Origin of the sequence: Citrobacter sp. Marseille-Q3906, assembly GCF_916618775.1 — a bacterium.
In the GTDB taxonomy this organism is placed as follows: domain Bacteria; phylum Pseudomonadota; class Gammaproteobacteria; order Enterobacterales; family Enterobacteriaceae; genus Citrobacter; species Citrobacter murliniae.
On sequence record NZ_CAKAKA010000001.1, the window covers coordinates 277,249 to 300,805 of the forward strand.

The 23,557-nt window shown below is 52.5% G+C and carries 21 protein-coding genes; 7 read left to right on the forward strand and 14 right to left on the reverse strand.

The genetic code is table 11. The features are described 5' to 3' along the window. Positions 1–31: 31 nt before the first annotated feature. Together aceA and aceK are read left to right on the forward strand one after the other, a co-directional pair. Complete coding sequence (gene aceA, locus LG384_RS01305) at positions 32–1,336, forward strand: isocitrate lyase (protein WP_045438418.1); 1,305 nt, start codon at positions 32–34, stop codon at positions 1,334–1,336. A gap of 107 nt (positions 1,337–1,443) precedes the next feature. Then, positions 1,444–3,177, forward strand: a complete 1,734-nt coding sequence (aceK, locus tag LG384_RS01310) for a bifunctional isocitrate dehydrogenase kinase/phosphatase (protein ID WP_045438421.1) — start codon at positions 1,444–1,446, stop codon at positions 3,175–3,177. A 103-nt stretch (positions 3,178–3,280) separates the two neighbouring features. On the opposite strand, the gene iclR is transcribed toward aceK, so the two are convergent. Further along, a complete protein-coding gene (gene iclR / locus LG384_RS01315; RefSeq protein WP_048222507.1) occupies positions 3,281–4,105 on the reverse strand; it encodes a glyoxylate bypass operon transcriptional repressor IclR in 825 nt (274 codons plus the stop codon). A 195-nt stretch (positions 4,106–4,300) separates the two neighbouring features. On the opposite strand from iclR, the gene metH reads away from it, so the two are divergent. Both metH and LG384_RS01325 read left to right on the forward strand, forming a co-directional pair. Further along, a complete protein-coding gene (gene metH, locus LG384_RS01320; protein ID WP_200013358.1) occupies positions 4,301–7,984 on the forward strand; it encodes a methionine synthase in 3,684 nt (1,227 codons plus the stop codon). A 151-nt stretch (positions 7,985–8,135) separates the two neighbouring features. Continuing rightward, the gene (locus LG384_RS01325; protein ID WP_045438428.1) at positions 8,136–9,767 is read left to right on the forward strand and encodes a Na/Pi cotransporter family protein; all 1,632 of its coding nucleotides are present in this window, start codon (positions 8,136–8,138) and stop codon (positions 9,765–9,767) included. A gap of 67 nt (positions 9,768–9,834) precedes the next feature. Here the strand turns inward: LG384_RS01325 and pepE are convergent, their stop codons facing one another. Then, positions 9,835–10,524 carry a dipeptidase PepE gene (gene pepE, locus LG384_RS01330; RefSeq protein WP_200013360.1) on the reverse strand — a complete coding sequence of 230 codons (690 nt, stop codon included), beginning with the start codon at positions 10,522–10,524 and terminating at the stop codon, positions 9,835–9,837. Positions 10,525–10,816: 292 nt separating this feature from the next. Between pepE and leuE the strand changes: the two genes are divergently transcribed. Continuing rightward, positions 10,817–11,461 carry a leucine efflux protein LeuE gene (gene leuE, locus LG384_RS01335; protein WP_200013359.1) on the forward strand — a complete coding sequence of 215 codons (645 nt, stop codon included), beginning with the start codon at positions 10,817–10,819 and terminating at the stop codon, positions 11,459–11,461. A 105-nt stretch (positions 11,462–11,566) separates the two neighbouring features. Here leuE and LG384_RS01340 read toward each other — a convergent pair whose 3' ends face one another. Continuing rightward, positions 11,567–11,728 (reverse strand): phage protein, encoded by a 162-nt coding sequence (locus LG384_RS01340; RefSeq protein ID WP_048222496.1) that lies wholly within the window; start codon positions 11,726–11,728, stop codon positions 11,567–11,569. 141 nt (positions 11,729–11,869) lie between these two features. Here LG384_RS01340 and LG384_RS01345 point away from each other — a divergent pair, with 141 nt between their 5' ends. Next, positions 11,870–12,148, forward strand: a complete 279-nt coding sequence (locus tag LG384_RS01345) for a hypothetical protein (RefSeq protein ID WP_225760354.1) — start codon at positions 11,870–11,872, stop codon at positions 12,146–12,148. Positions 12,149–12,284: 136 nt separating this feature from the next. Here LG384_RS01345 and LG384_RS01350 read toward each other — a convergent pair whose 3' ends face one another. The 8 genes from LG384_RS01350 to LG384_RS01385 form a co-directional block, all read right to left on the reverse strand. Beyond that, complete coding sequence (locus tag LG384_RS01350) at positions 12,285–13,097, reverse strand: shikimate 5-dehydrogenase (RefSeq protein WP_225760355.1); 813 nt, start codon at positions 13,095–13,097, stop codon at positions 12,285–12,287. 1 nt (position 13,098) lies between these two features. Continuing rightward, a complete protein-coding gene (sorE, locus tag LG384_RS01355; RefSeq protein ID WP_045438442.1) occupies positions 13,099–14,319 on the reverse strand; it encodes an L-sorbose 1-phosphate reductase in 1,221 nt (406 codons plus the stop codon). 74 nt (positions 14,320–14,393) lie between these two features. Beyond that, positions 14,394–15,218 carry a PTS system mannose/fructose/sorbose family transporter subunit IID gene (locus tag LG384_RS01360; RefSeq protein ID WP_048222488.1) on the reverse strand — a complete coding sequence of 275 codons (825 nt, stop codon included), beginning with the start codon at positions 15,216–15,218 and terminating at the stop codon, positions 14,394–14,396. An 11-nt stretch (positions 15,219–15,229) separates the two neighbouring features. Next, positions 15,230–16,027, reverse strand: a complete 798-nt coding sequence (locus LG384_RS01365; protein ID WP_045438446.1) for a PTS mannose/fructose/sorbose transporter subunit IIC — start codon at positions 16,025–16,027, stop codon at positions 15,230–15,232. 190 nt (positions 16,028–16,217) lie between these two features. Further along, complete coding sequence (locus LG384_RS01370) at positions 16,218–16,712, reverse strand: mannose/fructose/sorbose PTS transporter subunit IIB (RefSeq protein WP_225760356.1); 495 nt, start codon at positions 16,710–16,712, stop codon at positions 16,218–16,220. Further along, complete coding sequence (locus LG384_RS01375) at positions 16,712–17,119, reverse strand: mannose/fructose/sorbose PTS transporter subunit IIA (RefSeq protein ID WP_045438451.1); 408 nt, start codon at positions 17,117–17,119, stop codon at positions 16,712–16,714. The genes LG384_RS01370 and LG384_RS01375 overlap by 1 nt, the downstream gene beginning before the upstream one ends. Positions 17,120–17,128: 9 nt before the next feature. Further along, a complete protein-coding gene (locus tag LG384_RS01380; protein WP_200012938.1) occupies positions 17,129–17,935 on the reverse strand; it encodes an SDR family oxidoreductase in 807 nt (268 codons plus the stop codon). A 70-nt stretch (positions 17,936–18,005) separates the two neighbouring features. Then, positions 18,006–18,959, reverse strand: a complete 954-nt coding sequence (locus LG384_RS01385) for a sugar-binding transcriptional regulator (protein WP_225760357.1) — start codon at positions 18,957–18,959, stop codon at positions 18,006–18,008. A gap of 343 nt (positions 18,960–19,302) precedes the next feature. Here LG384_RS01385 and rluF point away from each other — a divergent pair, with 343 nt between their 5' ends. Beyond that, positions 19,303–20,178, forward strand: a complete 876-nt coding sequence (gene rluF / locus LG384_RS01390; RefSeq protein WP_045438459.1) for a 23S rRNA pseudouridine(2604) synthase RluF — start codon at positions 19,303–19,305, stop codon at positions 20,176–20,178. Here rluF and LG384_RS01395 read toward each other — a convergent pair. The 3 genes from LG384_RS01395 to rtcR all read right to left on the reverse strand — a co-directional run bounded on the left by LG384_RS01395 (position 20,175) and on the right by rtcR (position 23,233). Beyond that, positions 20,175–20,447: a DUF3811 domain-containing protein gene (locus tag LG384_RS01395; protein WP_045438461.1), complete on the reverse strand. Its 273-nt coding sequence runs from the start codon at positions 20,445–20,447 to the stop codon at positions 20,175–20,177. The genes rluF and LG384_RS01395 overlap by 4 nt on opposite strands. A 97-nt stretch (positions 20,448–20,544) precedes the next feature. Next, positions 20,545–21,486: a ketopantoate/pantoate/pantothenate transporter PanS gene (gene panS / locus LG384_RS01400; protein WP_200012934.1), complete on the reverse strand. Its 942-nt coding sequence runs from the start codon at positions 21,484–21,486 to the stop codon at positions 20,545–20,547. Positions 21,487–21,652: 166 nt separating this feature from the next. Then, a complete protein-coding gene (rtcR, locus tag LG384_RS01405) occupies positions 21,653–23,233 on the reverse strand; it encodes an RNA repair transcriptional activator RtcR (protein WP_225760358.1) in 1,581 nt (526 codons plus the stop codon). Positions 23,234–23,557: the final 324 nt, after the last annotated feature.

Sequence of the window (23,557 nt, forward strand, 5' to 3'; positions counted from 1 at the left end):
CTCACCACATCATAATATGGAGCATCTGCACATGAAAACCCGTACTCAACAAATCGAAGAATTACAAAAAGAATGGACACAACCGCGCTGGGAAGGCATTACCCGCCCATATAGCGCGGAGGAAGTGGTGAAATTACGTGGCTCAGTCAACCCGGAATGTACGCTGGCGCAGCTTGGAGCGGCGAAAATGTGGCGTCTGTTGCACGGCGAATCGAAGAAAGGCTACATCAACAGTCTCGGTGCGCTGACCGGTGGTCAGGCGCTGCAGCAAGCGAAAGCCGGTATTGAAGCGGTCTATCTTTCTGGCTGGCAGGTCGCGGCAGATGCTAACCTGGCTTCCAGCATGTACCCGGATCAATCGCTGTACCCGGCGAACTCCGTGCCGGCAGTGGTGGATCGGATCAACAACACCTTCCGCCGTGCGGATCAGATCCAGTGGTCTACCGGTATTGAACCGAACGATCCGCGCTATGTGGACTACTTCTTGCCGATCGTCGCTGATGCTGAAGCCGGTTTTGGCGGCGTACTGAACGCTTTTGAACTGATGAAATCGATGATTGAGGCTGGTGCAGCGGCTGTTCACTTCGAAGATCAGCTGGCGTCCGTGAAAAAATGTGGTCATATGGGCGGCAAAGTGCTGGTACCGACTCAGGAAGCTATCCAGAAACTGGTGGCGGCACGTCTGGCGGCTGACGTGATGGGCGTACCGACGCTGGTTATTGCCCGTACCGATGCTGACGCGGCAGATTTGATCACCTCTGACTGCGATCCATACGACAGCGAGTTCATTACCGGTGAGCGTACCAGTGAAGGGTTCTACCGTACCCATGCGGGCATTGAACAGGCAATCAGTCGCGGTCTGGCCTATGCACCGTATGCTGATCTGGTGTGGTGTGAAACTTCCACCCCGGATCTCGAGCTGGCTCGCCGCTTTGCCGATGCGATCCACGCTAAATATCCAGGTAAACTGTTGGCCTACAACTGTTCACCATCGTTTAACTGGCAGAAGAACCTGGACGACAAAACCATTGCCAGCTTCCAGCAGCAGCTGTCGGACATGGGCTATAAATATCAGTTCATTACTCTGGCGGGTATCCACAGCATGTGGTTCAACATGTTCGATCTTGCACATTCCTATGCGCAGGGCGAAGGCATGCGCCACTACGTCGAGAAAGTCCAGCAGCCAGAATTTGCGGCGGCGAAAGACGGTTACACTTTCGTATCCCATCAGCAGGAAGTGGGTACCGGTTACTTCGATAAAGTGACGACCATTATTCAGGGCGGTGCGTCATCCGTTACTGCGCTGACGGGGTCGACGGAAGAATCACAGTTCTGATTGTCCTGATGCCCGGTGGCACTGTGCTTACCGGGCCTACGGATCTTCGTAGGCCGGATAAGTGAATGCGCTATCCGGCAATCTCCGGTTCTGGATGAGGGCAAAAGATGTCGCGTGGCCTGGAATTACTGATTGCTCAAACCATCCTGCAAGGCTTTGATGCGCAGTATGGCCGATTTCTGGAAGTGACGTCCGGTGCGCAGCAGCGTTTTGAACAGGCCGACTGGCATGCGGTTCAGCAGGCGATGAAAAGCCGTATCCACCTCTACGATCATCATGTGGGCCTGGTGGTGGAACAGTTACGCTGTATTACCGACGGCAAAAGTACCAATGCGGAGTTTTTACTTCGCGTCAAAGAGCATTACACCCGGCTATTGCCGGACTATCCGCGCTTCGAGATTGCGGAGAGCTTTTTTAACTCTGTTTACTGTCGGTTATTTGACCATCGTTCGCTGACTCCCGAGCGTCTGTTTATTTTTAGTTCCCAGCCAGAACGCCGCTTTCGAACCATCCCACGTCCGCTGGCGAAAGATTTTTTCCCTGATTCAGGATGGGAATCGATGCTCGCGCGGGTACTCAGCGATCTGCCTCTGCGTCTGCCGTGGCAGAACAAAATTCGTGATATCCATTACATCATCGGACACCTGACGGAAACTTTTGGTGCGGATGTGTTGCAGCGCTGCCATTTGCAGGTGGCGAATGAACTTTTTTACCGCAATAAAGCCGCCTGGCTGGTTGGGAAACTCATAACGCCTTCCGGTACTTTGCCATTTTTACTGCCGATACACCGCACCGACGAAGGTGAGTTATTTGTTGATACCTGTCTGACAACTGCTGCGGAAGCCAGTATCGTGTTTGGCTTTGCCCGCTCTTATTTTATGGTTTATGCCCCGTTGCCTGCGGCGTTAGTGGAGTGGCTGCGCGAGATCCTGCCCGGTAAAACCACCGCCGAGTTGTATATGGCGATTGGCTGTCAGAAGCATGCGAAAACAGAAAGCTATCGCGAATATCTGCTCTATCTTGCCGGGAGCGACGAGCAGTTTATTGAGGCGCCGGGAATACGCGGCATGGTCATGCTGGTTTTTACGCTGCCGGGATTCGATCGGGTATTCAAAATTATTAAAGATAAATTTGCGCCGCAGAAAGAGATGTCTGCTGCCCATGTCCGTGCCTGTTATCAACTGGTGAAAGAGCACGATCGTGTCGGACGCATGGCGGACACCCAGGAGTTCGAGAACTTTGTATTGGATAAGCGGCAAATCGCCCCGGCGCTGATGGCACTGCTGCTACAGGAAGTCCCTGAAAAGATAACCGATCTTGGCGAGCAGATCGTTATTCGACATCTGTATATCGAACGCCGGATGGTACCGTTGAATATCTGGCTGGAGCAGGTGGAGGGGCAGCAACTGCGGGATGCAATTGAAGAGTATGGCAACGCTATTCGTCAGTTAGCCGCTGCCAATATTTTCCCTGGTGACATGTTATTTAAAAATTTTGGTGTCACCCGCCACGGGCGTGTGGTGTTCTACGACTATGATGAAATTTGTTACATGACGGAAGTGAATTTTCGCCATATCCCACCGCCGCGTTACCCGGAGGATGAGCTGGCAAGTGAGCCATGGTACAGCGTTTCTCCAGGTGACGTTTTCCCGGAGGAGTTCCGTCACTGGCTGTGTGCCGATCCGCGTATTGGACCGTTGTTTGAAGAGATGCACGCTGATCTGTTTCGTGCCGACTACTGGCGGGCGTTGCAGACCCGAATTCGGGAAGGACATGTGGAAGATGTCTACGCTTACCGCCGCAAGCAACGATTTAGTGTGCGTTACAATCAGCAGGACTAGCGTAATTTTGCGTTAATTGCCTGACGTCGCTGTGCCTATCAGGCTCCGGCGATCTCCGGTTTGTAGGCCGGGTAAGGCGTAGCCGTTACCCGACAAACATGCCTTAACGAATCCCGCCGTATGCCAGCGTTACCTCTTTCGCCGCTTTAATCGCCATCGCGCCAAACTCAGTAACGCGATCGTCGGTGATACGGGAAATCGGTCCGGAGATAGAGATGGCGGCAAATGGCTCACGATGCTCATCGTAAATGCACGATGCCACGCAGCGCAGGCCAAGCGCATGCTCCTCGTCATCAAACGAATAGCCACGTTTACGCGTCTGGGCGAGGTCTTCTTTCAGATGTACTGGCGAGACTAGTGTGGCGTGAGTATAAGCATGCAGGCCTTTACGGTGCAGCAGACCGGTAACCTGTTCTTCGCTTAATTGTGCCAGGAATGCTTTTCCCGCGCCGGAAGCGTGCATTGGCAGCTTGCCGCCAATGGGGGCAGACATACGCATCAGCTGTGTGCACTGCACCTGGTCGATAATAATGGCCTGATGGTCGCTCTGATCCAGCACCGCCAGGTTCACTGTTTCGCCGGAGTCTTCCATCAGCTTACGCAGAATCGGATGGACAATCGCCAGCAGGTTGCGGCTTTGCAAAAAGCTGCTGCCGACGATAAACGCATGTGCGCCCACGGCCCAGTGTCCCAGCTCGCCAACCTGGCGGACAAAACCCTGTTGCTGCATCGTGGTCAGCAAACGGTGCGTGGTGGAATTGGGCAAACCAGCTTGTTGCGCCAGTTCGGTCAGCGCTACGCTGCCGTTGGACTCAGCAATCCACTCCAGTAATTTCAGGCCTCGGGTCAGAGACTGAACCTGCCCGGTTGCAGGCGTAGTAGTGGCGGCAGGTTTTCTACCGCGTTTCGCGGGGACAGTGGCAACCATGGCAGACTCCTTTTCTGTATCGTGGAAATCATTTTCGTTTTATTCAATTATAATGCAAGAATTCCTGTACTGATCGGATGAGTGAAGCTGAACATGTCTCATGTTGGCTGTTGTTTGCTTTTCCGTCATTAATCTTTGTGCGAGTATGGTTCGTTGAGCTTTTTTCGGTCTGGTTGAGCGTTGTCGGGAGTCAGTGTGAGTAGCAAAGTTGAACAATTACGTCAGCAGTTAAAAGAACGTATTCTGGTGCTGGACGGCGGTATGGGCACCATGATCCAGAGTTATCGTCTGAGTGAAGAGGATTTCCGCGGCGAGCGCTTTGCCGACTGGCCGAGCGATCTGAAAGGCAACAATGACCTGTTGGTGCTCAGTAAGCCGGAGGTGATAACCGCGATCCATAACGCCTACTTTGAAGCGGGCGCAGATATCATCGAAACCAACACCTTCAACTCCACGACCATCGCCATGGCGGATTACCAGATGGAATCCCTGTCGGCGGAAATCAACTTTGAAGCGGCAAAACTGGCACGTGCCTGTGCGGACGAATGGACGGCACGCACGCCGAACAAACCGCGCTATGTCGCGGGTGTCCTCGGCCCGACTAACCGCACCGCGTCTATCTCACCGGATGTTAACGATCCCGCCTACCGTAATATCACCTTTGACGGACTGGTGGCGGCTTACCGTGAATCTACCAAAGCGCTGGTGGAAGGTGGTAGCGATCTGATCCTGATTGAAACCGTTTTTGACACGCTTAACGCGAAAGCGGCCATATTTGCAGTGAAAACAGAGTTTGAAGCACTGGGCGTTGAGTTGCCGATCATGATCTCCGGCACCATCACTGACGCCTCAGGACGTACGCTTTCTGGTCAGACGACCGAAGCATTTTATAATTCACTGCGCCACGCCGACGCGCTCACCTTCGGCCTTAACTGTGCTTTAGGTCCGGATGAGTTGCGCCAGTATGTGCAGGAACTGTCACGTATTGCTGAATGCTACGTAACCGCGCACCCGAATGCTGGTCTGCCGAACGCCTTCGGTGAGTACGATCTTGACGCTGATACCATGGCGAAGCAAATCCGCGAATGGGCACAAGCGGGTTTCCTGAACGTGGTTGGTGGTTGCTGCGGCACCACGCCGGAACACATCGCAGCAATGAGCCGCGCGGTTGATGGCCTGGCCCCGCGCCAGTTGCCGGAAATCCCGGTTGCCTGCCGTTTAGCCGGGCTTGAACCTCTGAATATTGGCGACGACAGTCTGTTCGTCAACGTTGGTGAGCGTACCAACGTCACCGGCTCGGCCAAATTTAAGCGCCTGATCAAAGAAGAAAAATACAGCGAAGCGCTGGACGTTGCCCGCCAGCAGGTGGAAAGTGGCGCGCAAATTATCGATATCAACATGGATGAAGGGATGCTCGATGCCGAAGCGGCGATGGTGCGTTTCCTCAACCTGATCGCCGGTGAGCCGGACATCGCCCGCGTGCCGATTATGATTGACTCCTCGAAATGGGATGTCATCGAAAAAGGTCTGAAGTGCATTCAGGGTAAAGGCATCGTTAACTCTATTTCGATGAAAGAGGGTGTAGAAACCTTTATCCATCACGCGAAGTTGCTGCGACGTTACGGTGCGGCGGTGGTGGTTATGGCCTTTGATGAACAGGGTCAGGCCGATACCCGTGCCCGTAAAATTGAGATTTGTCGCCGGGCGTACAAAATTCTTACCGAAGAGGTGGGCTTCCCGCCGGAAGACATTATCTTCGATCCAAACATCTTTGCGGTTGCGACCGGTATTGACGAACATAACAACTACGCGCAGGACTTTATCGGCGCGTGTGAAGATATCAAACGCGAACTGCCGCATGCGCTAATCTCTGGCGGCGTCTCTAACGTCTCGTTCTCGTTCCGTGGCAACGATCCGGTGCGCGAAGCCATTCACGCGGTGTTCCTGTACTATGCCATTCGTAACGGTATGGACATGGGGATCGTCAATGCCGGACAACTGGCGATCTATGACGACCTGCCGGCCGAGTTACGCGATGCGGTGGAAGATGTGATCCTCAACCGCCGCGATGACGGCACCGAGCGTCTGCTGGATCTGGCCGAAAAATACCGTGGCAGCAAAACCGATGATACCGCCAACGCCCAGCAGGCGGAGTGGCGTAGTTGGGATGTGAAAAAACGTCTCGAATATTCGCTGGTGAAAGGCATTACTGAGTTTATCGAACTGGACACCGAAGAGGCTCGCCAGCAGGCAGCACGCCCGATTGAGGTCATCGAAGGGCCGCTGATGGACGGTATGAACGTCGTTGGTGACCTGTTCGGTGAGGGTAAAATGTTCCTGCCGCAGGTGGTGAAATCTGCCCGAGTGATGAAACAGGCGGTGGCATACCTCGAACCCTACATTGAAGCCAGCAAAGAAAAAGGCTCCAGCAACGGCAAGATGGTTATCGCTACCGTGAAGGGCGATGTGCACGATATTGGCAAGAACATTGTCGGCGTGGTGTTGCAATGCAACAACTACGAAATCGTCGACCTTGGCGTGATGGTGCCAGCGGAGAAAATCCTCAGAACCGCGCGTGAAGTGAATGCCGATCTGATTGGCCTCTCCGGGCTGATTACCCCGTCGCTGGACGAAATGGTCAATGTGGCGAAAGAGATGGAACGTCAGGGCTTTACTATCCCGCTGCTGATTGGTGGTGCAACGACGTCAAAAGCGCACACAGCGGTGAAGATCGAGCAAAACTACAGTGGGCCAACGGTCTATGTACAGAACGCCTCTCGCACCGTTGGCGTGGTTGCCGCTTTGCTGTCCGATACACAGCGCGATGATTTTGTCGCCCGTACGCGTAAAGAGTATGAAACGGTGCGTATCCAGCATGCGCGTAAGAAACCGCGTACTCCGCCAGTGACACTGGCTGCCGCGCGTGAGAACGATCTGGCGTTCGACTGGGCAAGCTACACACCGCCGGTGGCTCATCGTCTCGGTGTGCAGAGCGTTGAAGCCAGCATCGAAACGCTGCGTAATTACATCGACTGGACGCCGTTTTTTATGACCTGGTCGCTAGCCGGGAAATATCCACGCATTCTGGAAGATGAAGTGGTGGGTGAAGAGGCGAAACGTCTGTTTAAAGACGCCAACGATATGCTGGATAAACTCAGCGCCGAGAAAACGTTGAATCCGCGCGGTGTGGTTGGCCTGTTCCCGGCTAACCGTGTCGGCGATGACATTGAGATCTATCGTGATGAAACGCGCACACATGTGCTGAATGTGAGTCATCATCTGCGTCAGCAAACGGAAAAAGTCGGCTTTGCCAACTACTGCCTGTCTGACTTTGTGGCACCAAAACTGAGCGGCAAGGCGGATTACATCGGTGCCTTTGCGGTCACTGGTGGTCTGGAAGAGGACGCGCTGGCTGAAGCTTTCGAGGCGCAGCACGATGACTACAACAAGATCATGGTGAAAGCGATTGCCGACCGTCTGGCAGAAGCCTTTGCAGAATATCTGCATGAGCGTGTCCGTAAAGTTTACTGGGGCTACGCGGCGAACGAGAATCTCAGCAATGACGAACTGATCCGTGAGAACTATCAGGGTATTCGTCCGGCACCAGGTTATCCGGCGTGTCCGGAACATACCGAGAAAGCCACTATCTGGGAGCTATTGGATGTGGAAACGCATACCGGTATGAAACTCACGGAGTCTTTCGCCATGTGGCCTGGCGCATCGGTCTCCGGCTGGTATTTCAGTCATCCGGACAGTAAGTACTACGCGGTGGCACAAATTCAGCGCGACCAGGTTGAAGATTACGCCTTCCGTAAAGGGATGAGTGTGGCGGAAGTCGAGCGTTGGTTAGCGCCTAATCTGGGCTATGACGCCGACTGATTCACAAAACTGTCATCTTTCTTTACAACAAACAGGGCACTCAATGAGTGCCCTGTCTCTTTATTACATTTAAACCCTTATACTGAAGGGAACTTGTGCGCATTGTAGGCATGAGTTCAGGAACATATAAATATAAGGAGAACCTGATTCCGTGTTAACTCTGCTACACCTGCTTTCTGCTGTCGCTATGCTGGTTTGGGGCACTCACATTGTGCGTACTGGTGTGATGCGTGTCTTTGGTGCCCGTTTACGCACTGTGCTTAGCCGAAGTGTTGAAAAGAAGCCGCTCGCCTTTTGCGCGGGGATTGGCGTCACTGCACTGGTGCAAAGCAGTAACGCGACCACTATGCTGGTGACGTCGTTTGTCGCCCAGGATCTGGTGGCGCTCACGCCTGCGCTGGTCATTGTGCTTGGTGCCGATGTGGGGACCGCGCTGATGGCGCGTATCCTGACTTTTGATCTCTCCTGGCTGTCGCCACTGCTGATTTTTATTGGTGTGATCTTCTTTCTGGGGCGTAAGCAGTCCCGCGTCGGACAGTTGGGGCGCGTAGGCATCGGGCTGGGGCTGATCTTACTGGCGCTGGAGCTGATTGTGCAGGCGGTGACACCGATCACTCAGGCAAATGGAGTGCAGGTTATTTTCGCCTCGCTAACCGGCGATATCATGCTTGATGCGCTGATTGGCGCAATGTTCGCGATTATCAGCTACTCCAGCCTGGCGGCGGTTCTGCTGACGGCAACGTTGACCGCAGCGGGTATTATCTCGTTCCCGGTCGCCTTGTGTCTGGTGATTGGCGCGAACCTGGGCTCCGGTTTACTGGCGATGCTGAACAATAGCGCAGCCAATGCAGCAGCACGCCGTGTGGCGCTTGGCAGTCTGCTGTTTAAGCTGGTGGGCAGCCTGATTATTCTGCCGTTCGTTCATCCGCTGGCCAATCTGATGGATGAACTGCCACTGCCGAAATCTGAATTAGTGATCTATTTTCACGTCTTCTACAACCTGGTGCGCTGCGTAGCGATGGTGCCGTTTGCCGAGCCGATGGCGCGCTTTTGCAAACGTATTATCCGTGATGAACCCGAATTAGACGCCCATCTGAAACCCAAGCATCTGGATGTCAGCGCGCTGGATACGCCGACGCTGGCGTTGGCCAATGCTGCCCGTGAAGCCCTGCGTATTGGTGATGCAATGGAGCAGATGATGGAGGGTCTGAAAAAGGTAATGCACGGCGAGCCGCGCGAAGAAAAAGAGTTGCGCAAGATGGCCGACGACATCAACGTGTTGTACACGGCGATCAAACTCTATCTGGCGCGGATGCCAAAAGATGAGCTGGCGGAAGAGGAGTCCCGGCGCTGGGCGGAGATTATCGAAATGTCGCTCAACCTGGAACAGGCTTCCGATATTGTTGAACGAATGGGCAGTGAAATTGCCGATAAGTCGCTGGCCGCGCGTCGGGCATTTTCTCTGGAAGGGTTGAAAGAACTGGATGCGCTCTACGATCAGTTACTAAGCAACCTGCAACTGGCTATGTCAGTGTTCTTCTCCGGTGATGTGACCAGTGCCCGTCGTCTGCGTCGCAGCAAACACCGTTTTCGCATTCTTAACCGTCGTTACTCGCATGCGCACGTCGATCGACTGCATCAGCAGAACGTCCAGAGTATCGAGACCAGTTCACTGCATCTTGCATTACTTGGCGACATGCAGCGTCTGAACTCATTGTTCTGTTCTGTTGCCTACAGCGTGCTGGAACAGCCGGATGAAGACGATGAGCGGGATGATCATTAACTGACGGTGATACCTGATGACGCTGTGCTTCCAGCCTACCGGACTGCGTAGCGCCATCAGGCGTTAATTAAAAGCAGTGACCTGCTTCAAGGGCTACCGCTTCTTCACCCGCTTTGAATACGTAAGTGGTGTTCGGGCCGCCAAGAATGGCTTTATCGTTACTTACTTTGATCCAGTTCCCCTCCGGCAAACCAATCACTGTCAGTTCCGGTGCGACAACCAGCAGCTCGCGAATACGCTGTTCACGCGTTTCGCCTTTGTGGCCTTCCGGCAGCGCGTTGGTGAAGTGCGGGTTGATTTGTAGTGGGAACAGACCCAGGGCGTCAAAACCTTTTGGATCGACAATTGGCATGTCATTCGTGGTACGGATAGTCTGGCAGGCGAGGTTCGCACCCGCACTCCAGCCGATGTACAGCGCGCCGCGTTTGACCACGTCAACAATTGGTGCCAACAAGCCACGCTCACGGCTCTCTTTCAGCAACTGGAAAGTGTTACCTCCGCCGACAATCACCACTTCAGCGTTCTCAATGGCTGCGACCGGATCGGCAACGGTATGAATGCCTGTGACATCGACGCCCATTGGCGCAAAGATGGCTGCCGTTTTCGCTGTATAGTCGTCCCAGGTTTGCGTGACACCAGCAAACGGAATAAACACCGCAGAGCGGCGACCGTTCAACTGCTCAGCGATCAGTGGCAGCGCGTGTTCCATCCAGCCTTTGCCTGGCAGTGTCGAGTTACTCAATAAAAGCAGTTCCATCATTTCTCCAGATAATCAGTAAATTACAAACCACAGTAATGCTACCACCGTCAGTGTAACACCTTACTGATATGGCTCACGATGTTGGAGATGAGGTTGTGGAAAGCGCCTCGCAATAATGCGTAATTTTTCAGGATGCTGCGATTGATACGAGAAACGATAACGGTGGAGAGGGGAGGCAGCTGTGTGCCAGGAGCAGACATTGGCTGAATTGAAAGTAGCCATGATGTGTTTTCATTATGGCCGGTTACGTTAGAATAGCCTCGTTGAAAACGATAGAGTTGGAGTAATAATGTTTGCTGATTTTGGTATCGTGAATTTCTGGACGTATCTGCTTGGTGCGACACTGATAGTCCTTGCTCCTGGCCCTGAAACCATGTTCGTGATAAAAACAAGCATTACGAGCGGTATCAAACGAGGCTTTGCTGCAATATTTTCCATTCTCATGAGTGACGTACTTCTGGTTCTGCTGGCATGGTGTGGGCTGGCCGCGGTCATAAGCTCAACTCCAGCCTTGTTTAACGCCATCAAATACGCAGGTGCTGCCTATCTTTTCTATCTCGGTGTCCAGACGATACGCTCTATTTTTAAGCCAGCTGTCGAAATGACTCAGGAAAAGAAATCTTCAGCGGATGCTAAAGGGATCATCGGGCGCGGAATGCTGGTTACATTACTGAATCCAAAGACGCTGCTGTTCTATATCTCTTTCTTCGCCCAGTTCATCAATGTTCAGGCTGAACATTCCTGGATGGCATTTATCATTCTTGCTGCGGTAATGTTCGCGATTACTCTAGTTTATTTCGGCTTTCTCGTTTTCTGCGGCTCTTATCTGCTAAGCCGTCTGAAAGGCAACCGTAGATTATCAACCATTGGGAACGCACTGGTAGGTATGTTCTTCATTGGATTTGCAGCACGACTCGCAAGTGCAACTTCCTAACTAGACAGCTAAACCGCCTCACAGCGGTTTTTTTACGCTCTTACGCTGGATGTGACGACCGCTTTTCGCTCTCAGCGGACTTTCAGCCAACCGACATAAATCCCCTTAAACCTCAATCCCTTTTTGCTTCAGCTCTTTCCTGATAATACGTTTAATCCAGGCAGCAAGCGATTCATCGCCGTCCTGTTTTTGTGCTTCTTCCATTGCTTTTCGCAGTTCTGGATCCAGACGGAATTGAAACGGGGGATTGCCTCTTCTTTCATTCATGTGTATTGACACCTTAATTACACAAGAGTGGTGTGAGCATGTGTGATGACACATTACTCTCACACATTAAAAATGACAACGCCCCGAAAGTGCAGCAACACGATCAGGGCGTTTAACCACAACATTATACGAGGTAATGCTATGGCTGATGCTAATCGTACCACTAACGCCCGTTCGGCGTCTTTTTCTCTCCTGCCTGAAGCTGATCTATTCCACTTTCCACTCGCTGAGGCCTTTCGCCATCTCGACTGTAGTCAACTCTCCACTGAAGAAAACCTGGCACTGTCATTTGGCTGCGAAGAGACGCTGGCCGGTCTGTATCACACGCTGAATGTTATGGGTGAAAGCCTGCTGACAATGGTGGGTGAAAAACAGGAACGTATGTCCAATGAGAGCGTTTGCCAGTTGGGCACAGCCTGATGAACATCAGCCAATTGATTCCTGCACTGGCTGAGTTAGAAGCGAAAGCGGATCAGCAACTGTTCGCTATGCCTCGAATTGCGTAGTGGCAAAGACAAATAAGAGCGCCCATCCCCGGCGCTCTACTCCTGCTCTCTTACCCCGCTTGCGCAAATTCAGCAGCTTCGGCAATCAGTGCGTCGTCCGGGCGCATGCCGGTGTACATGGCGAACTGCTCCACGGCCTGTAAGGCAATCACTTCTGCACCGCTGATAGTCTTTTTACCCAACTGCTGCGCCAGTTTTATCACCGGCGTTTCTGGTGGCAGGGCGACGACATCAAACACCACGTGGGCGTTAGCGACCATCACTTTGCTGTACGCCAGTTCATCGCTTTCTTTACCTCCGGCCATACCGACGGGGGTGACGTTGACCAGAATGTCACAGGCAATCCCTTCCGGCTGTGGCTGCCATTGAAAACCGTACTGTCTTGCAAGCACCGGGCCGCTTTCCCGGTTGCGGGCAGCAACGAGCACATCGTGAAAACCGGCATCGCGAAACGCGGCGATGACCGCCTTGCCCATCCCACCGCTGCCGCGAATCATGACGCGAGCGCCGTTATCAAGCTGGTGGCTGGCAATCAGGCTTTTTACTGCAATATAGTCGGTGTTAAAACCCGTTAGCGTACCGTTGTCGTTGACGATAGTGTTCACGGAATCAATAGCTTGCGCAGAGGGATCGATGACATCCAGAAACGGCATGCAGCTCTCTTTAAACGGCATCGATATCGCGCAGCCGCGAATACCTAACGCTCGCACGCCTTTCACCGCAGCCTCGATATCCTGAGTGCTGAAGGCTTTGTAGATAAAGTTTAACCCCAACTTTTCATACAGATAGTTATGAAATCGCGTGCCGAAGTTGCCGGGCCGACCGGCAAGCGACATACACAGCTGGGTGTTGCGATTAATCATGTTAAATCTCCCTGGCGTGCGCCAATACGTATTGCTCGGCTTCCTGTGACCAGATCCCATGATGGCGTTCCAGGATATCGCGCAAAGCCGGATCGTCTATCTGCGTCAGCGCGGTTAATGGCAACGCTTTGCCGGTGTACACCAGTTTTTTTCCGCCGCCTACAGCCGGAAGCTCCAGCGTTGTTTCACCTGCCGCATTCAGCCCGAGAATGTGCGTCACCACTTTTGCAGCCTGTACTTTTTTCTCTTCAATCAGTTTTACTGCCGCGCGCATATCGTCAGTATTACCGCCAGACGTCCCGACGTAATGGGTGAAAGCGTAGTGGACATCGTAGAAGTTAATCGGCGCGGTGAACTGCTTATCCTGCGGACCGGCAAAGAAGTTCATACAGCCATCGGCTGCCAGCAGGGAAGAGGCCAGCGTGACCAGTTGCTCGTTCGGCACAAACACAAAGATGTCGTCAAATCCGTGACCGCCGCTCAGCGCCATCAGCGTGTCATAAGACGCTTCCTGGGCGTGAAGATAGTGGATCTGTGTTTGTGGCTCCGACGGATAGTGTTTGCGGGCGTAGCTTAGTTTGTCTTTGTTGGTATCGGTTACCACCAGCAGCGCCGGATTAACCGGGCCGTGCAACGCATAATCAATCGCCAGCAACCCCATTGGACCCGTGCCGCCGAGGATTAGCGTGCGCCCCTGCGGACGAATGCCCATCTTGTGGTTATAGGTGCCTTCCTGCAGGTGATAGTTGGCGTTGAATGCGCCAATCACGCAGGACAGTGGTTCAACCAGGGAGCCTTCAAAATAGGTCTCTCCTTCGTAGGCGAGCAGGCAGTCCTGCTCCATTACTTCATTGGGAATGACAACGCGCGTCGCCTCACCGCCAACCCAGGGAAAGGAGTAGCCGGGGCAGTCCGGGCGATCCGGGAGTTGCAGGTTAGCCTGAATCACATAGCGCTGGCCGGGTTGAAACTTATGCTGCCATTTTTTCCCCACGGCGAGAATATCGCCGCAAAACTCGTGGCCGATGATGATCGGGTTGATGGCCACATCGTCCGGTACTTTTTTGTGGTTCTCGCCCTGATTCGCTTCTTTCCAGGAAGAGAGGCACAGGCTGTCGGTGACGACCGAAGCCAGAATTTCATCGTCCTGCATTTCCGGAAGATCGAAAGTTTCCAGGCGCAGATCGCGTTTGCCATAAAGGCGTAAAGCTGTCGTTAACATATATACCACCTCTTTCCCTGTATCTTCTGGGAATAGTTATTTGAAGGTGCCCCGGTAGAGACCGGGGCGAATAATCAGGACAGGAAGCCCAGCGCATGACCGATAATCCCCAAACCAAACAGGGCAAAGATCAGCCATACCGGATTAATTTTCTTGTTAAGCAGCCGCACCATCAGCAGTGTCAGCCCCAGCGCCAGCAGGCCAGGGCAAAGCTGATCGAGAATGTTTTGTACGGTCATGGTGACAGTGGTACCGTCTGCGCCAGGCGTTTGCGATACCACCAGCGGTACGTTGATGCTGGTCCATTTGGTGACCAGAACCCCCATCACAAACAGGCCGAGAATCGATGCGCCTTCGGTTAGTTTTTGCAGCAGATTGCCGCCCATATCGCTGACGATGTTGACTCCTTTACGAAAGCCAAGCTGTAAGCCGTACCACTTCATCGCCAGACGCACCGCGTTGAAAATAAAGAAGAACAATAACGGACCGAGAATGTTACCGGAGAGCGCTAAAGATGCACCGAGCGCGGCGGTAATCGGCCGTAACGTGCCCCAGACCAGCGGGTCGCCGACGCCGGCAAGCGGACCCATCAGGCCGACTTTGATGCCATTGATCGCACCATCGTCAATTTCTGCACCGTTGGCGCGTGCTTCTTCCATTGCGGCGGTGACGCCGATCACCGGTCCGCACACCGCCGGAGTGGTGTTGAAGAACACCAGATGACGCTTAAGCGCCGCGACCTGATCCTCCTTCAGTGGATACAGGCGTTTAATGGCGGGGATCATGTCGTAGCAAAAACCCAGCCCATGAATACGTTCAAAGTTGAATGATGCCTGTTGCAGGTTGGAGCGAACAAACATGCTAAACAGGTCCGATTTGGTCAGTTTTTTCTGTTCCATGATGGGCTCCGTTAGTCGTCAAGTTGGTCAAGGGCGGTAGATGTGGTGGCTTGCGCCTGCGGTTCGGCTTTACGCCATTGCGGGTTCAACTGGATATAAACCAGCGCGATAATTACGCCCACACCGCCAAAGGCCAGCAGGCTCAGGTCGAGATAGCCCCCGGCGATAAAGCCGAGGAAGAAGAACGGCATCAAATACTTCACGCCCATCATGCGCAGCACCATGGCGTAACCGACCACCACGATAAAGCCACCAGCAATCTGCAGGCCGCGAGTGACGAATTCCGGGATAGCATTCAGCATATTGCTGACCATGTCGGCGCTAACAAACAGCGAAACAATCAACGCCGGAATAGCGACGCGTAGCGCCTGCACACCCAGCGCGGAGACGTGAAGGATATCGATGGTACGAAAGCGCGCGTCTTCCGCTGCTTTATCTGCCGCGTGCTGGAACACCACGGTGATAGTACGGGCAAAGACGGTGAGCACCTGGCCTGCGGCAGCTACGGGAAGCGCAATCGCGATACCGGTTGCGATGCTCTGCTGGCCGACGATCACCAGAATGGCGGAAATAATACTGGCGAGTGCCGAATCGGGGGACTGCGCTGCACCAACGTTCATCCAGCCGAGCGCGATCAGCTCCAGCGTGCCGCCGAGCATAATCCCGGTTTTTAAATCACCAAGAATTAAGCCAATAACGGTACAGGCGATGAGCGGGCGGTGGGTCTGGAATTCATCCAGCACGCTGCCCATTCCGGCAATACAGGAAAATAGAAATATGGCGATAATTTGTAGGGTACTTATTTCCATAATATGGCACCTTCAGAGTGTGATCATCCCTGCCTGTTACAGCCTTAATACACAGGCGCTTTTATACATGGCATCCTTCAGGCTGCCTCGGCGTTGGCTACGTTCGTTCACCCGAATCACTTGCCAGAGTGAGCTCATCGGGATTCACTCATTTTCAGCCTTGATGCAACTTGAATGATTTTGTGTATATTTATTCAGCGAAAGATTGTTCTTTTATTTTTTCGAGAATACTAATCGATGGGTCGGAAGCCACGACGCGTAAATCCAGAATGACGCCTAATTGATCCAACTCACGGAACGCATTAATATCATCATCATCTAGCGAGACCGCTTTGGTTAATTGTTTTTTACCCGGTCGCCAGGCCATGCCACCAATATTTAAGGTGGCGATTTGCACGCCTTGTTTTACCATTGCCAAGGCATCCTGTGGGCGGGTAAATAAATAAAATACGGTTTCGTCTTTATATTGCGGATTGTGATATACCGCGACCGCCTTTTCGATATTGACTACGTTAACTTTCATCCCTGGCGGGGCAGCCTGGCGCAATAATGTCCGGCGTACTTCATCGTTATAGACGTCATCGTTACAGATAATAATCCGTTGGGCATTCGCCACCTTCGACCAGACGGTGGTGACCTGACCGTGGATCAGGCGGTCATCAATACGAGCAAGGGTAATGTTCATCAGAAATCCTCATCGATCGTTTCCAGTGGCTTCCAGACGACGCAAGTTTGTAGCGCAATGCTCGTCAGGTGTTCACACAGTTCATCCACGTTCATACTGCTCTGGTTGTCCACCAGTTCCAGCGCCAACGGCAGTGACAACCCACTAATGACCCGTATTGCCGGGTTACGCATCGCCAGTGTGGCGGCGGCATTCCAGGGGCTGCCACACTGTAAATCGACGGCTATCAGCCACTCATCGCTAGTGTGGGCGCTCACTAACTTTTCCAGTTTTACCACGATGTCACTGGCGTTTTCACCGGGGACAAATTCCACCGCTTCCACGTTGGCATCGCCGTAGACCATCTGCACCGATTCCAGCATGGCGCAGGCCAGTTTGCCGTGGGCGCAGAAGATTGCATTGACCATAAAATCTCCTTAGCCGCGCGTTTTTCCGCCCGCAATGTTAGTGGTTACTCCGGTAATATAGCTGGCGCGTTCTGACAGAAGATAACAAACAAAATCAGCAACTTCGCTCAGGCGTCCCGAACGGCCAATAGGAATTGAGTTTTTGGTATAGCCCTCGCGCAACTGCTCGACGGTGATGTTGCGGGTCCAGGCCAGCGCTTCTTCATACTCGGGGGTGCGCAGTCCGGTTTTTTCCAGAATGCCAGGTGCAATTCCGACTACACGAATACCGTGTTTGCCCAATTCCTTTGACCAGGAACGGGTAAAGCTATTCAGTGCGGCTTTGGTGGCGGCATAGCAACTTTGACCCTCTGAGCCTTCCAGTCCGCTTTCGGAAGAGACATTCACAATTACGCCGTCATGCTGTTTCACCATCTGGCGTGCCACTGCTTGCGACATTAAGAACACACCTTTCTGGTTGATGTTGACCATTTTTTCAAAAGCAGCTTCGTTGAGTTCATATTGTCCGGCGGGTGCTTTTTCATCGACAAGCAGGCGTGGGAAATTAACCCCTGCATTATTCACCAGTCCGTCAATACGTCCGTAGCGTTGAATAATTTCAGCAACAGTATGATTAACTTCTTTGGCGCTGGAAATATCCGTTGGCCAGAAGTGATATCCGCTATGGCTTTCATATTTACCTTCTCCGCCATGAATATCTGCCATTTGCACATTAGCGCCTTGTGCTAATAATTCTTCAACAATGGCCAGGCCAATTCCGGATGCGCCACCGGTAACAATAATAACTTTATCTTGCAGATTTAACCACGTTTGCATAATAGACTCCCAATTTCAGATAAGGGGATCCCTCATAAAATTAATTACGTCAGGATCAATTTGAATATATTTATTTCAACAATAATTCAGCAGTATGGCTGTTAGTGACTAAACCGTTAATATAATTTCCGCGTAAAGCACCGAGAATACCGCTCAGTTTTTCTTCCCCCATGGCGATGCCGATGGAGTAACGCGCCTGCTTTAATTTATTGGTTTCGATGGAGAGCGTCTTTTCACTCATATTGGTCTCTACCGTTACACCGTTGATATCATAAAAGCGTGAACAAATGTCCCCGGCAACCTGACGGGCATGCAGGTCATCACTCTCTTCGCTGCCGTAAAATGCATGCCAGTTAGCACCATCTCGTATCGCCGGGGAACCAATTCCCACCAGCGCGACATCCAGATTATCCCAGTAGGCGGAAATCGATTTAAAATGTCGTGACTGCATAATCCCGTTACGGATCAGCGGATTTTCCAGAAGCGCCGGGAAATCTGCCAGGTGAGATTCACCCTTGAGCTTTGCCGCTGCGCTGTAAGTCAGCGTGTTGACGTGGTAGCGACTTTCAAGTTTGCCGGACGGCCCGCCGATGATAGGCACGCAGATAAGCTGACGTGACTGGCTGGCGGGGGATAATCCTTCAACCAGTCCCCTTACCGCGCGCCCCCATGAGAAACCGATAATATCGCCAGGGTCCAGCAAGCGTTCCAGTAACTGCGCGCCGTGCACGCCCATCATCTTGAGCTGTTCATCTTCGTGTTCGCTATCGCAGGAGACCACGACCGCTTCTTTCAGGCCAAATTTCTGTTTTAGCTGCTGTTCCAGCCACAGGTTCTCGTTGTAGTCGTAATTAATGGCGATGGTGACGATGCCTTGCTCGCGACCACGCTTTAGCAAGCGGCTGATCGTGGTGCGATAGATTCCCAGCTCCCGGGCGATTTGCGCTTGTGTCATATCCTGTTCGTAATAAAGCTGCGCTATTTTTACGATCAGGCGGATATCATCGCTGTTTTCCGTCGCCATCTTTGGGCTCCTGCACATTTGTGCAAATCACGAAATTGACTTCTTGATCTGATATAACCCCATCCGTTCCACATCTCAAAGCTATTTTCACTTATTTCATCGCCATGAACTGGCTGATTATGTTGCACATTTGATGTGCTGATAGCGCGTTGCTGGCACAAATGTGCTTGTTGCTGTAATGCGTTGATTCTGTTTATTTTCGCCCAACAAAATTGCAGGCGCGGATTGCTGACACTTTTGTGTAGAAAGGTGTGATTGATCACATATAGCGCTTGGGCATTCGAACACGATTATTTTTTATCGCCCGCAAGGTAGGGTATATTTCTCTGCCAAAGGAGAACTTATGCTGCCCGACTCATCCATCCGATTAAATAAATACATCAGTGAAAGCGGAATCTGCTCGCGTCGCGAGGCGGATCGCTTTATCGAACAAGGGAATGTCTTCATTAATGGCAAACGCGCCACCATTGGCGATCAGGTGATGCCTGGCGACGTCGTCAAAGTGAATGGTCGGTTGATTGAGCCGCGTGAAGCGGAAGATCTGGTTTTTATCGCGCTGAATAAGCCGGTGGGGATCGTGAGCACTACCGAAGACAGCGAACGCGACAACATTGTTGATTTTGTGAACCACAGTAAGCGCGTGTTCCCGATTGGCCGCCTGGATAAAGACTCTCAGGGGCTGATTTTTCTGACCAACCATGGCGACCTGGTCAATAAGATCCTGCGTGCCGGTAACGATCACGAAAAAGAGTATCTGGTGACGGTTGATAAGCCGGTCACGGACGAGTTCATTCGTGGAATGGGGGCTGGTGTGCCTATTCTTGGCACTGTCACCAAAAAATGTAAGGTCCGGAAAGAGGCGCCGTTTGTTTTTCGCATCACGCTTGTTCAGGGGCTAAATCGCCAGATCCGTCGTATGTGCGAACACTTTGGCTATGAAGTCACGAAGCTTGAACGTACGCGTATCATGAACGTCGGTCTCTCCGGCTTACCGCTGGGGGAATGGCGTGATCTGACGGATGATGAACTGATCGAACTGTTCAAATTGATTGAAAACTCTTCTTCAGAAGCGAAACCGAAGGCGAAAGCGAAGCCAAAAACGGCAGGTATTAAGCGCCCGGTCGTGAAGATCGAAAAATCCGCTGAGAAAGAGAAAGCGCGCCCGGCTGCAAACGGTAAACGTTTTACCTCGCCGGGGCGTAAGAAGAAAGGACGTTAACGTCTGCCGCGCGTTGGCGTATTCGCTGACCAGGAAAACGATGCTTCCGCATCTGGTTTATAAGCCTGCTTTTTCTTCAACTGGCGGGCTTTTTTTGCCTCTGCTTCGCGCTGAACCATCAGCTTATCGATGTATTCCTTCTTAATACTGTTGGTCTCTGCGTTGGTCAGCAGGCGGCCATGTGCAATGCGGGCGCGGTCAAGCAGCGTTTTCAGCTCACGCTGTTCGCGCTCGGTCATCTCTTTTTGGGTAATGCGGGGGAGTGCCATACGGTTGCCCTCAGTTAGCCTGTTAGCTCAGTGTACGGTAATCTCGGGCTGTCTGATAGCATATAGGCCGGGTAAGCTTGCGCCTCCCGGCACTTTTTTAGTTTTCCTTCACCGCCTGATGGTGTTTCTCATCAATTGGTTTACCGGACCAGTAGCCTGCCAGCAGTGAGCCGGAAAGGTTATGCCAGACAGAGAACAGTGCGCCTGGAAGCGCGGCCAGCGGGCCGAAGTAGATTTTTCCCAGCGCGGCAGCAAGTCCTGAGTTCTGCATTCCCACCTCGATCGCCAGCGTGCGGCAGGTGGATTCATCGAAGCCAAATAGTTTTCCGCCCCAGTAACCACCGAGCAGACCGATAGTGTTGTGCAAAACCACGGCGATAATCACCACAAAGCCGACGGATGCGATGTGTGACGCGGAACCCGCCACGACTGCGCTGATGATCGCCAGAATGCACACCATTGAGAAAGCAGGTAGATACGGCTCCACGGCTTTGACTACCCGTGGGAACAGATGGTGAATGACCAGACCCAGAGCGATTGGGATTACGACAATTTGTAGAATGCTGAGCAGCATTCCCATCACATCCACCTGAATATGCGCATCGACATACAGTCGTGTCAGCAGCGGGGTGGCGACGACGCCTACCAGCGTTGAAACAGATGAAATAGTGACAGACAGCGCCACGTCACCCTTTGCCAGGTAGATCATTACATTGGATGCAGTGCCGCTGGCGACACTACCGACCAGTACCATGCCAGCGGACAGTTCCGGTGGCATATGGAAAGCCAGTGCCAGAATCCAGGCCGCGAGCGGCATCACCAGATAGTGCAGGAAAATACCTGCGGCGACCGGTGCAGGACGTGAGAGTACGCGCTTAAAGTCATCAACTTTAAGATGTACGCCCATCCCGAGCATAATCAGCATTAACAGCGTGGTGACCCATGGGCCAACAGGGGTAAAGGTGGATGGCGTATAATACGCGATAACAGAGAGTAGCAGCGCCCATAACGGGAACAGCCGGGTGAGAGTGGCGAGCATGTTGTTTTCCTTGCACTTTACTCGTCATATTTCAGGCAACAGCGATGTCGCTGTCACCAGAATTATTAAGAGTCGGTTGTGTTTGCTTGTTATAAACAGGCCGGGATCGAGCCCGACCATAGCTATTGTTTATCGCGTGCAGGAATTTTATTCAAACAAATTATGTTCATGTTCCGCTGCGGACACTCTCCCAGTTCAACCCAAAACGGGCCAGATATTTTCGCAGGCGGTCTGCATCGTTAGGATTGGTTTTCTTCTGGCGGGATACGGCAAACAGCTCGCGTCCAGCTTCGGACAATGATGCGCTGCGGCGGCAAACGTCGAGGACCGTTTCTAACTGACGCTTATCAAACAGGTCGATCTCCATATTGATTTCAGGCTGCGAGGTCGTTAGCTGCCAGCTCTCCTGTAACAGCACAATCTCTTCTTCGACAAGAGATAACGTGATGCGCCCCTGTTCGGCCAGTGTCGCCATTCGGGCAACGGATGAACTCAGTTCGCGAAAATTGCCGCGCCATTCCGCCTGTGATGAACAGGCAAACGCCAGATAACGTTCTCGTGCCTCTTTGTCGAAACGGATCTGCATCTGTTTCTTATCGGAAAAACGCTGTAGTTCATACTCTACATTCGGTGCGATATCTTCCCGTCGCTGTGCCAGACCCGGCAGGGCAAAGCGCCACATATTAATACGCGCATAGAGATCCTCGCGGAAACGTCCCTCGGCTACCCATTGCTGCATATCACGATGTGTCCCCGCAATCAGTTGGAAATCACTGTAAACCTCTTTATCCGAGCCAAACGGGAAAAAGGTTTTTTCTTCAATGGCTTTTAACAGCATGGCCTGCTCATCCAGCCCCAGTTCGGCTATTTCATCAAGAAACAACACGCCGCCATCGGCTTCCCGTAATAGCCCTGTACGTGGAGTGAGTGCGCCCGTAAATGCCCCTTTTACATGACCAAACAGCGTGGACATCGCGTTGTCGCCGCGCAGGGTGGCGCAGTTTACCGCCACCAATTTGCCTGCCACCAGATGGCGCGACTGCCGTAACTGAAAAATACGTTTTGCCAGGAAGGATTTACCCGCGCCGGTAGGACCCGTGAGCAAAATAGGATCGGTAGATCGCAACGCAACGCGCTCAATGCGGTCAATCAGTTTGTTAAACGTAGCGTTGCGCGTATCTATCCCTGCTTTCAGAAAGGAGACGGACTGCTGTTGCTCGCGCAGGAAACGGCTGGTCAGCGTGGCATAACGGCTTAAATCCAGATCGATAACCGAGCAGACGCCGGCGGTGACAGCGTCTTCTGATGAGCCTTTGGGGGCTGGACTGGTTTGCAGCAGGCTGGCGGGCAGGTAGCGGGCTTCCGTCAGCAGGAACCAGCAGATCTGCGCCACATGTGTCCCGGTAGTGATGTGTACCAGATACTCTTCGTTTTCAGTATCAAAGGGGTAATGGGTCGCGAAGTCGAGAAATGCGGCATAGACCTCCTCAAAATCCCACGGATCGTTAATCGTCACTACATGTGCGCGCACCTCGGTGTGCGGGGAAAGTTGCGTAACGTCTTTGATTAGCCTTTGCGCCACGCTCTCATCGCGCGGCTGGTGGAGCAGTTCCAGTCTGTCGATGGGAAAATCAGTCTGCAGACAGAGGCCCACCGTGGGTCGCCATCTCTTAAAGCGGCTCGCCCGCTTGCCGCGATCGTCCAGCACTGTTCCAAGAACACCAATCACCACCCGACGTTTTTTCATGGTTTATCCAGATAGATAAGTTTAGATATTAAAAGATAAGAAATATCGATGAGCGCGGCAACCACCTGAATGAAGATTGAAAATTAAAATCATATAAATCAATAAAATAAAAAATAATCATGGCAATTTATCTTTCTGGCATGCTTCTGGCAATAACCCCTTCGTCAATAACGCTGAAAGCGCAGGGGGTTAAACCCCGCCGGCACGTCAGGAACGGCTGATGCTGTTTTCCGGGAGTGTTCCGTCAGTCGATGACTCAAAACGGGTTCGATTCCCAATTTCATCCTCCAAATGAAAACTGGTTGTTAATCATATAAATAAAAA

What these genes read in the sequence shown, in the direction of transcription:
- sorE (WP_045438442.1), bottom strand. Translation starts at nt 14,319, where the DNA reads ATGTTAACGACAGCTTTACGCCTTTATGGCAAACGCGATCTGCGCCTG.
- rluF (WP_045438459.1), top strand. Translation starts at nt 19,303, where the DNA reads ATGCTGCCCGACTCATCCATCCGATTAAATAAATACATCAGTGAAAGC.
- aceK (WP_045438421.1), top strand. Translation starts at nt 1,444, where the DNA reads ATGTCGCGTGGCCTGGAATTACTGATTGCTCAAACCATCCTGCAAGGC.
- pepE (WP_200013360.1), bottom strand. Translation starts at nt 10,524, where the DNA reads ATGGAACTGCTTTTATTGAGTAACTCGACACTGCCAGGCAAAGGCTGG.
- LG384_RS01365 (WP_045438446.1), bottom strand. Translation starts at nt 16,027, where the DNA reads ATGGAAATAAGTACCCTACAAATTATCGCCATATTTCTATTTTCCTGT.
- LG384_RS01350 (WP_225760355.1), bottom strand. Translation starts at nt 13,097, where the DNA reads ATGATTAATCGCAACACCCAGCTGTGTATGTCGCTTGCCGGTCGGCCC.
- LG384_RS01385 (WP_225760357.1), bottom strand. Translation starts at nt 18,959, where the DNA reads ATGGCGACGGAAAACAGCGATGATATCCGCCTGATCGTAAAAATAGCG.
- aceA (WP_045438418.1), top strand. Translation starts at nt 32, where the DNA reads ATGAAAACCCGTACTCAACAAATCGAAGAATTACAAAAAGAATGGACA.
- LG384_RS01370 (WP_225760356.1), bottom strand. Translation starts at nt 16,712, where the DNA reads ATGAACATTACCCTTGCTCGTATTGATGACCGCCTGATCCACGGTCAG.
- iclR (WP_048222507.1), bottom strand. Translation starts at nt 4,105, where the DNA reads ATGGTTGCCACTGTCCCCGCGAAACGCGGTAGAAAACCTGCCGCCACT.
- panS (WP_200012934.1), bottom strand. Translation starts at nt 21,486, where the DNA reads ATGCTCGCCACTCTCACCCGGCTGTTCCCGTTATGGGCGCTGCTACTC.
- LG384_RS01340 (WP_048222496.1), bottom strand. Translation starts at nt 11,728, where the DNA reads ATGAATGAAAGAAGAGGCAATCCCCCGTTTCAATTCCGTCTGGATCCA.
- LG384_RS01360 (WP_048222488.1), bottom strand. Translation starts at nt 15,218, where the DNA reads ATGGAACAGAAAAAACTGACCAAATCGGACCTGTTTAGCATGTTTGTT.
- LG384_RS01345 (WP_225760354.1), top strand. Translation starts at nt 11,870, where the DNA reads ATGGCTGATGCTAATCGTACCACTAACGCCCGTTCGGCGTCTTTTTCT.
- LG384_RS01380 (WP_200012938.1), bottom strand. Translation starts at nt 17,935, where the DNA reads ATGCAAACGTGGTTAAATCTGCAAGATAAAGTTATTATTGTTACCGGT.
- leuE (WP_200013359.1), top strand. Translation starts at nt 10,817, where the DNA reads ATGTTTGCTGATTTTGGTATCGTGAATTTCTGGACGTATCTGCTTGGT.
- rtcR (WP_225760358.1), bottom strand. Translation starts at nt 23,233, where the DNA reads ATGAAAAAACGTCGGGTGGTGATTGGTGTTCTTGGAACAGTGCTGGAC.
- LG384_RS01375 (WP_045438451.1), bottom strand. Translation starts at nt 17,119, where the DNA reads ATGGTCAATGCAATCTTCTGCGCCCACGGCAAACTGGCCTGCGCCATG.
- LG384_RS01395 (WP_045438461.1), bottom strand. Translation starts at nt 20,447, where the DNA reads ATGGCACTCCCCCGCATTACCCAAAAAGAGATGACCGAGCGCGAACAG.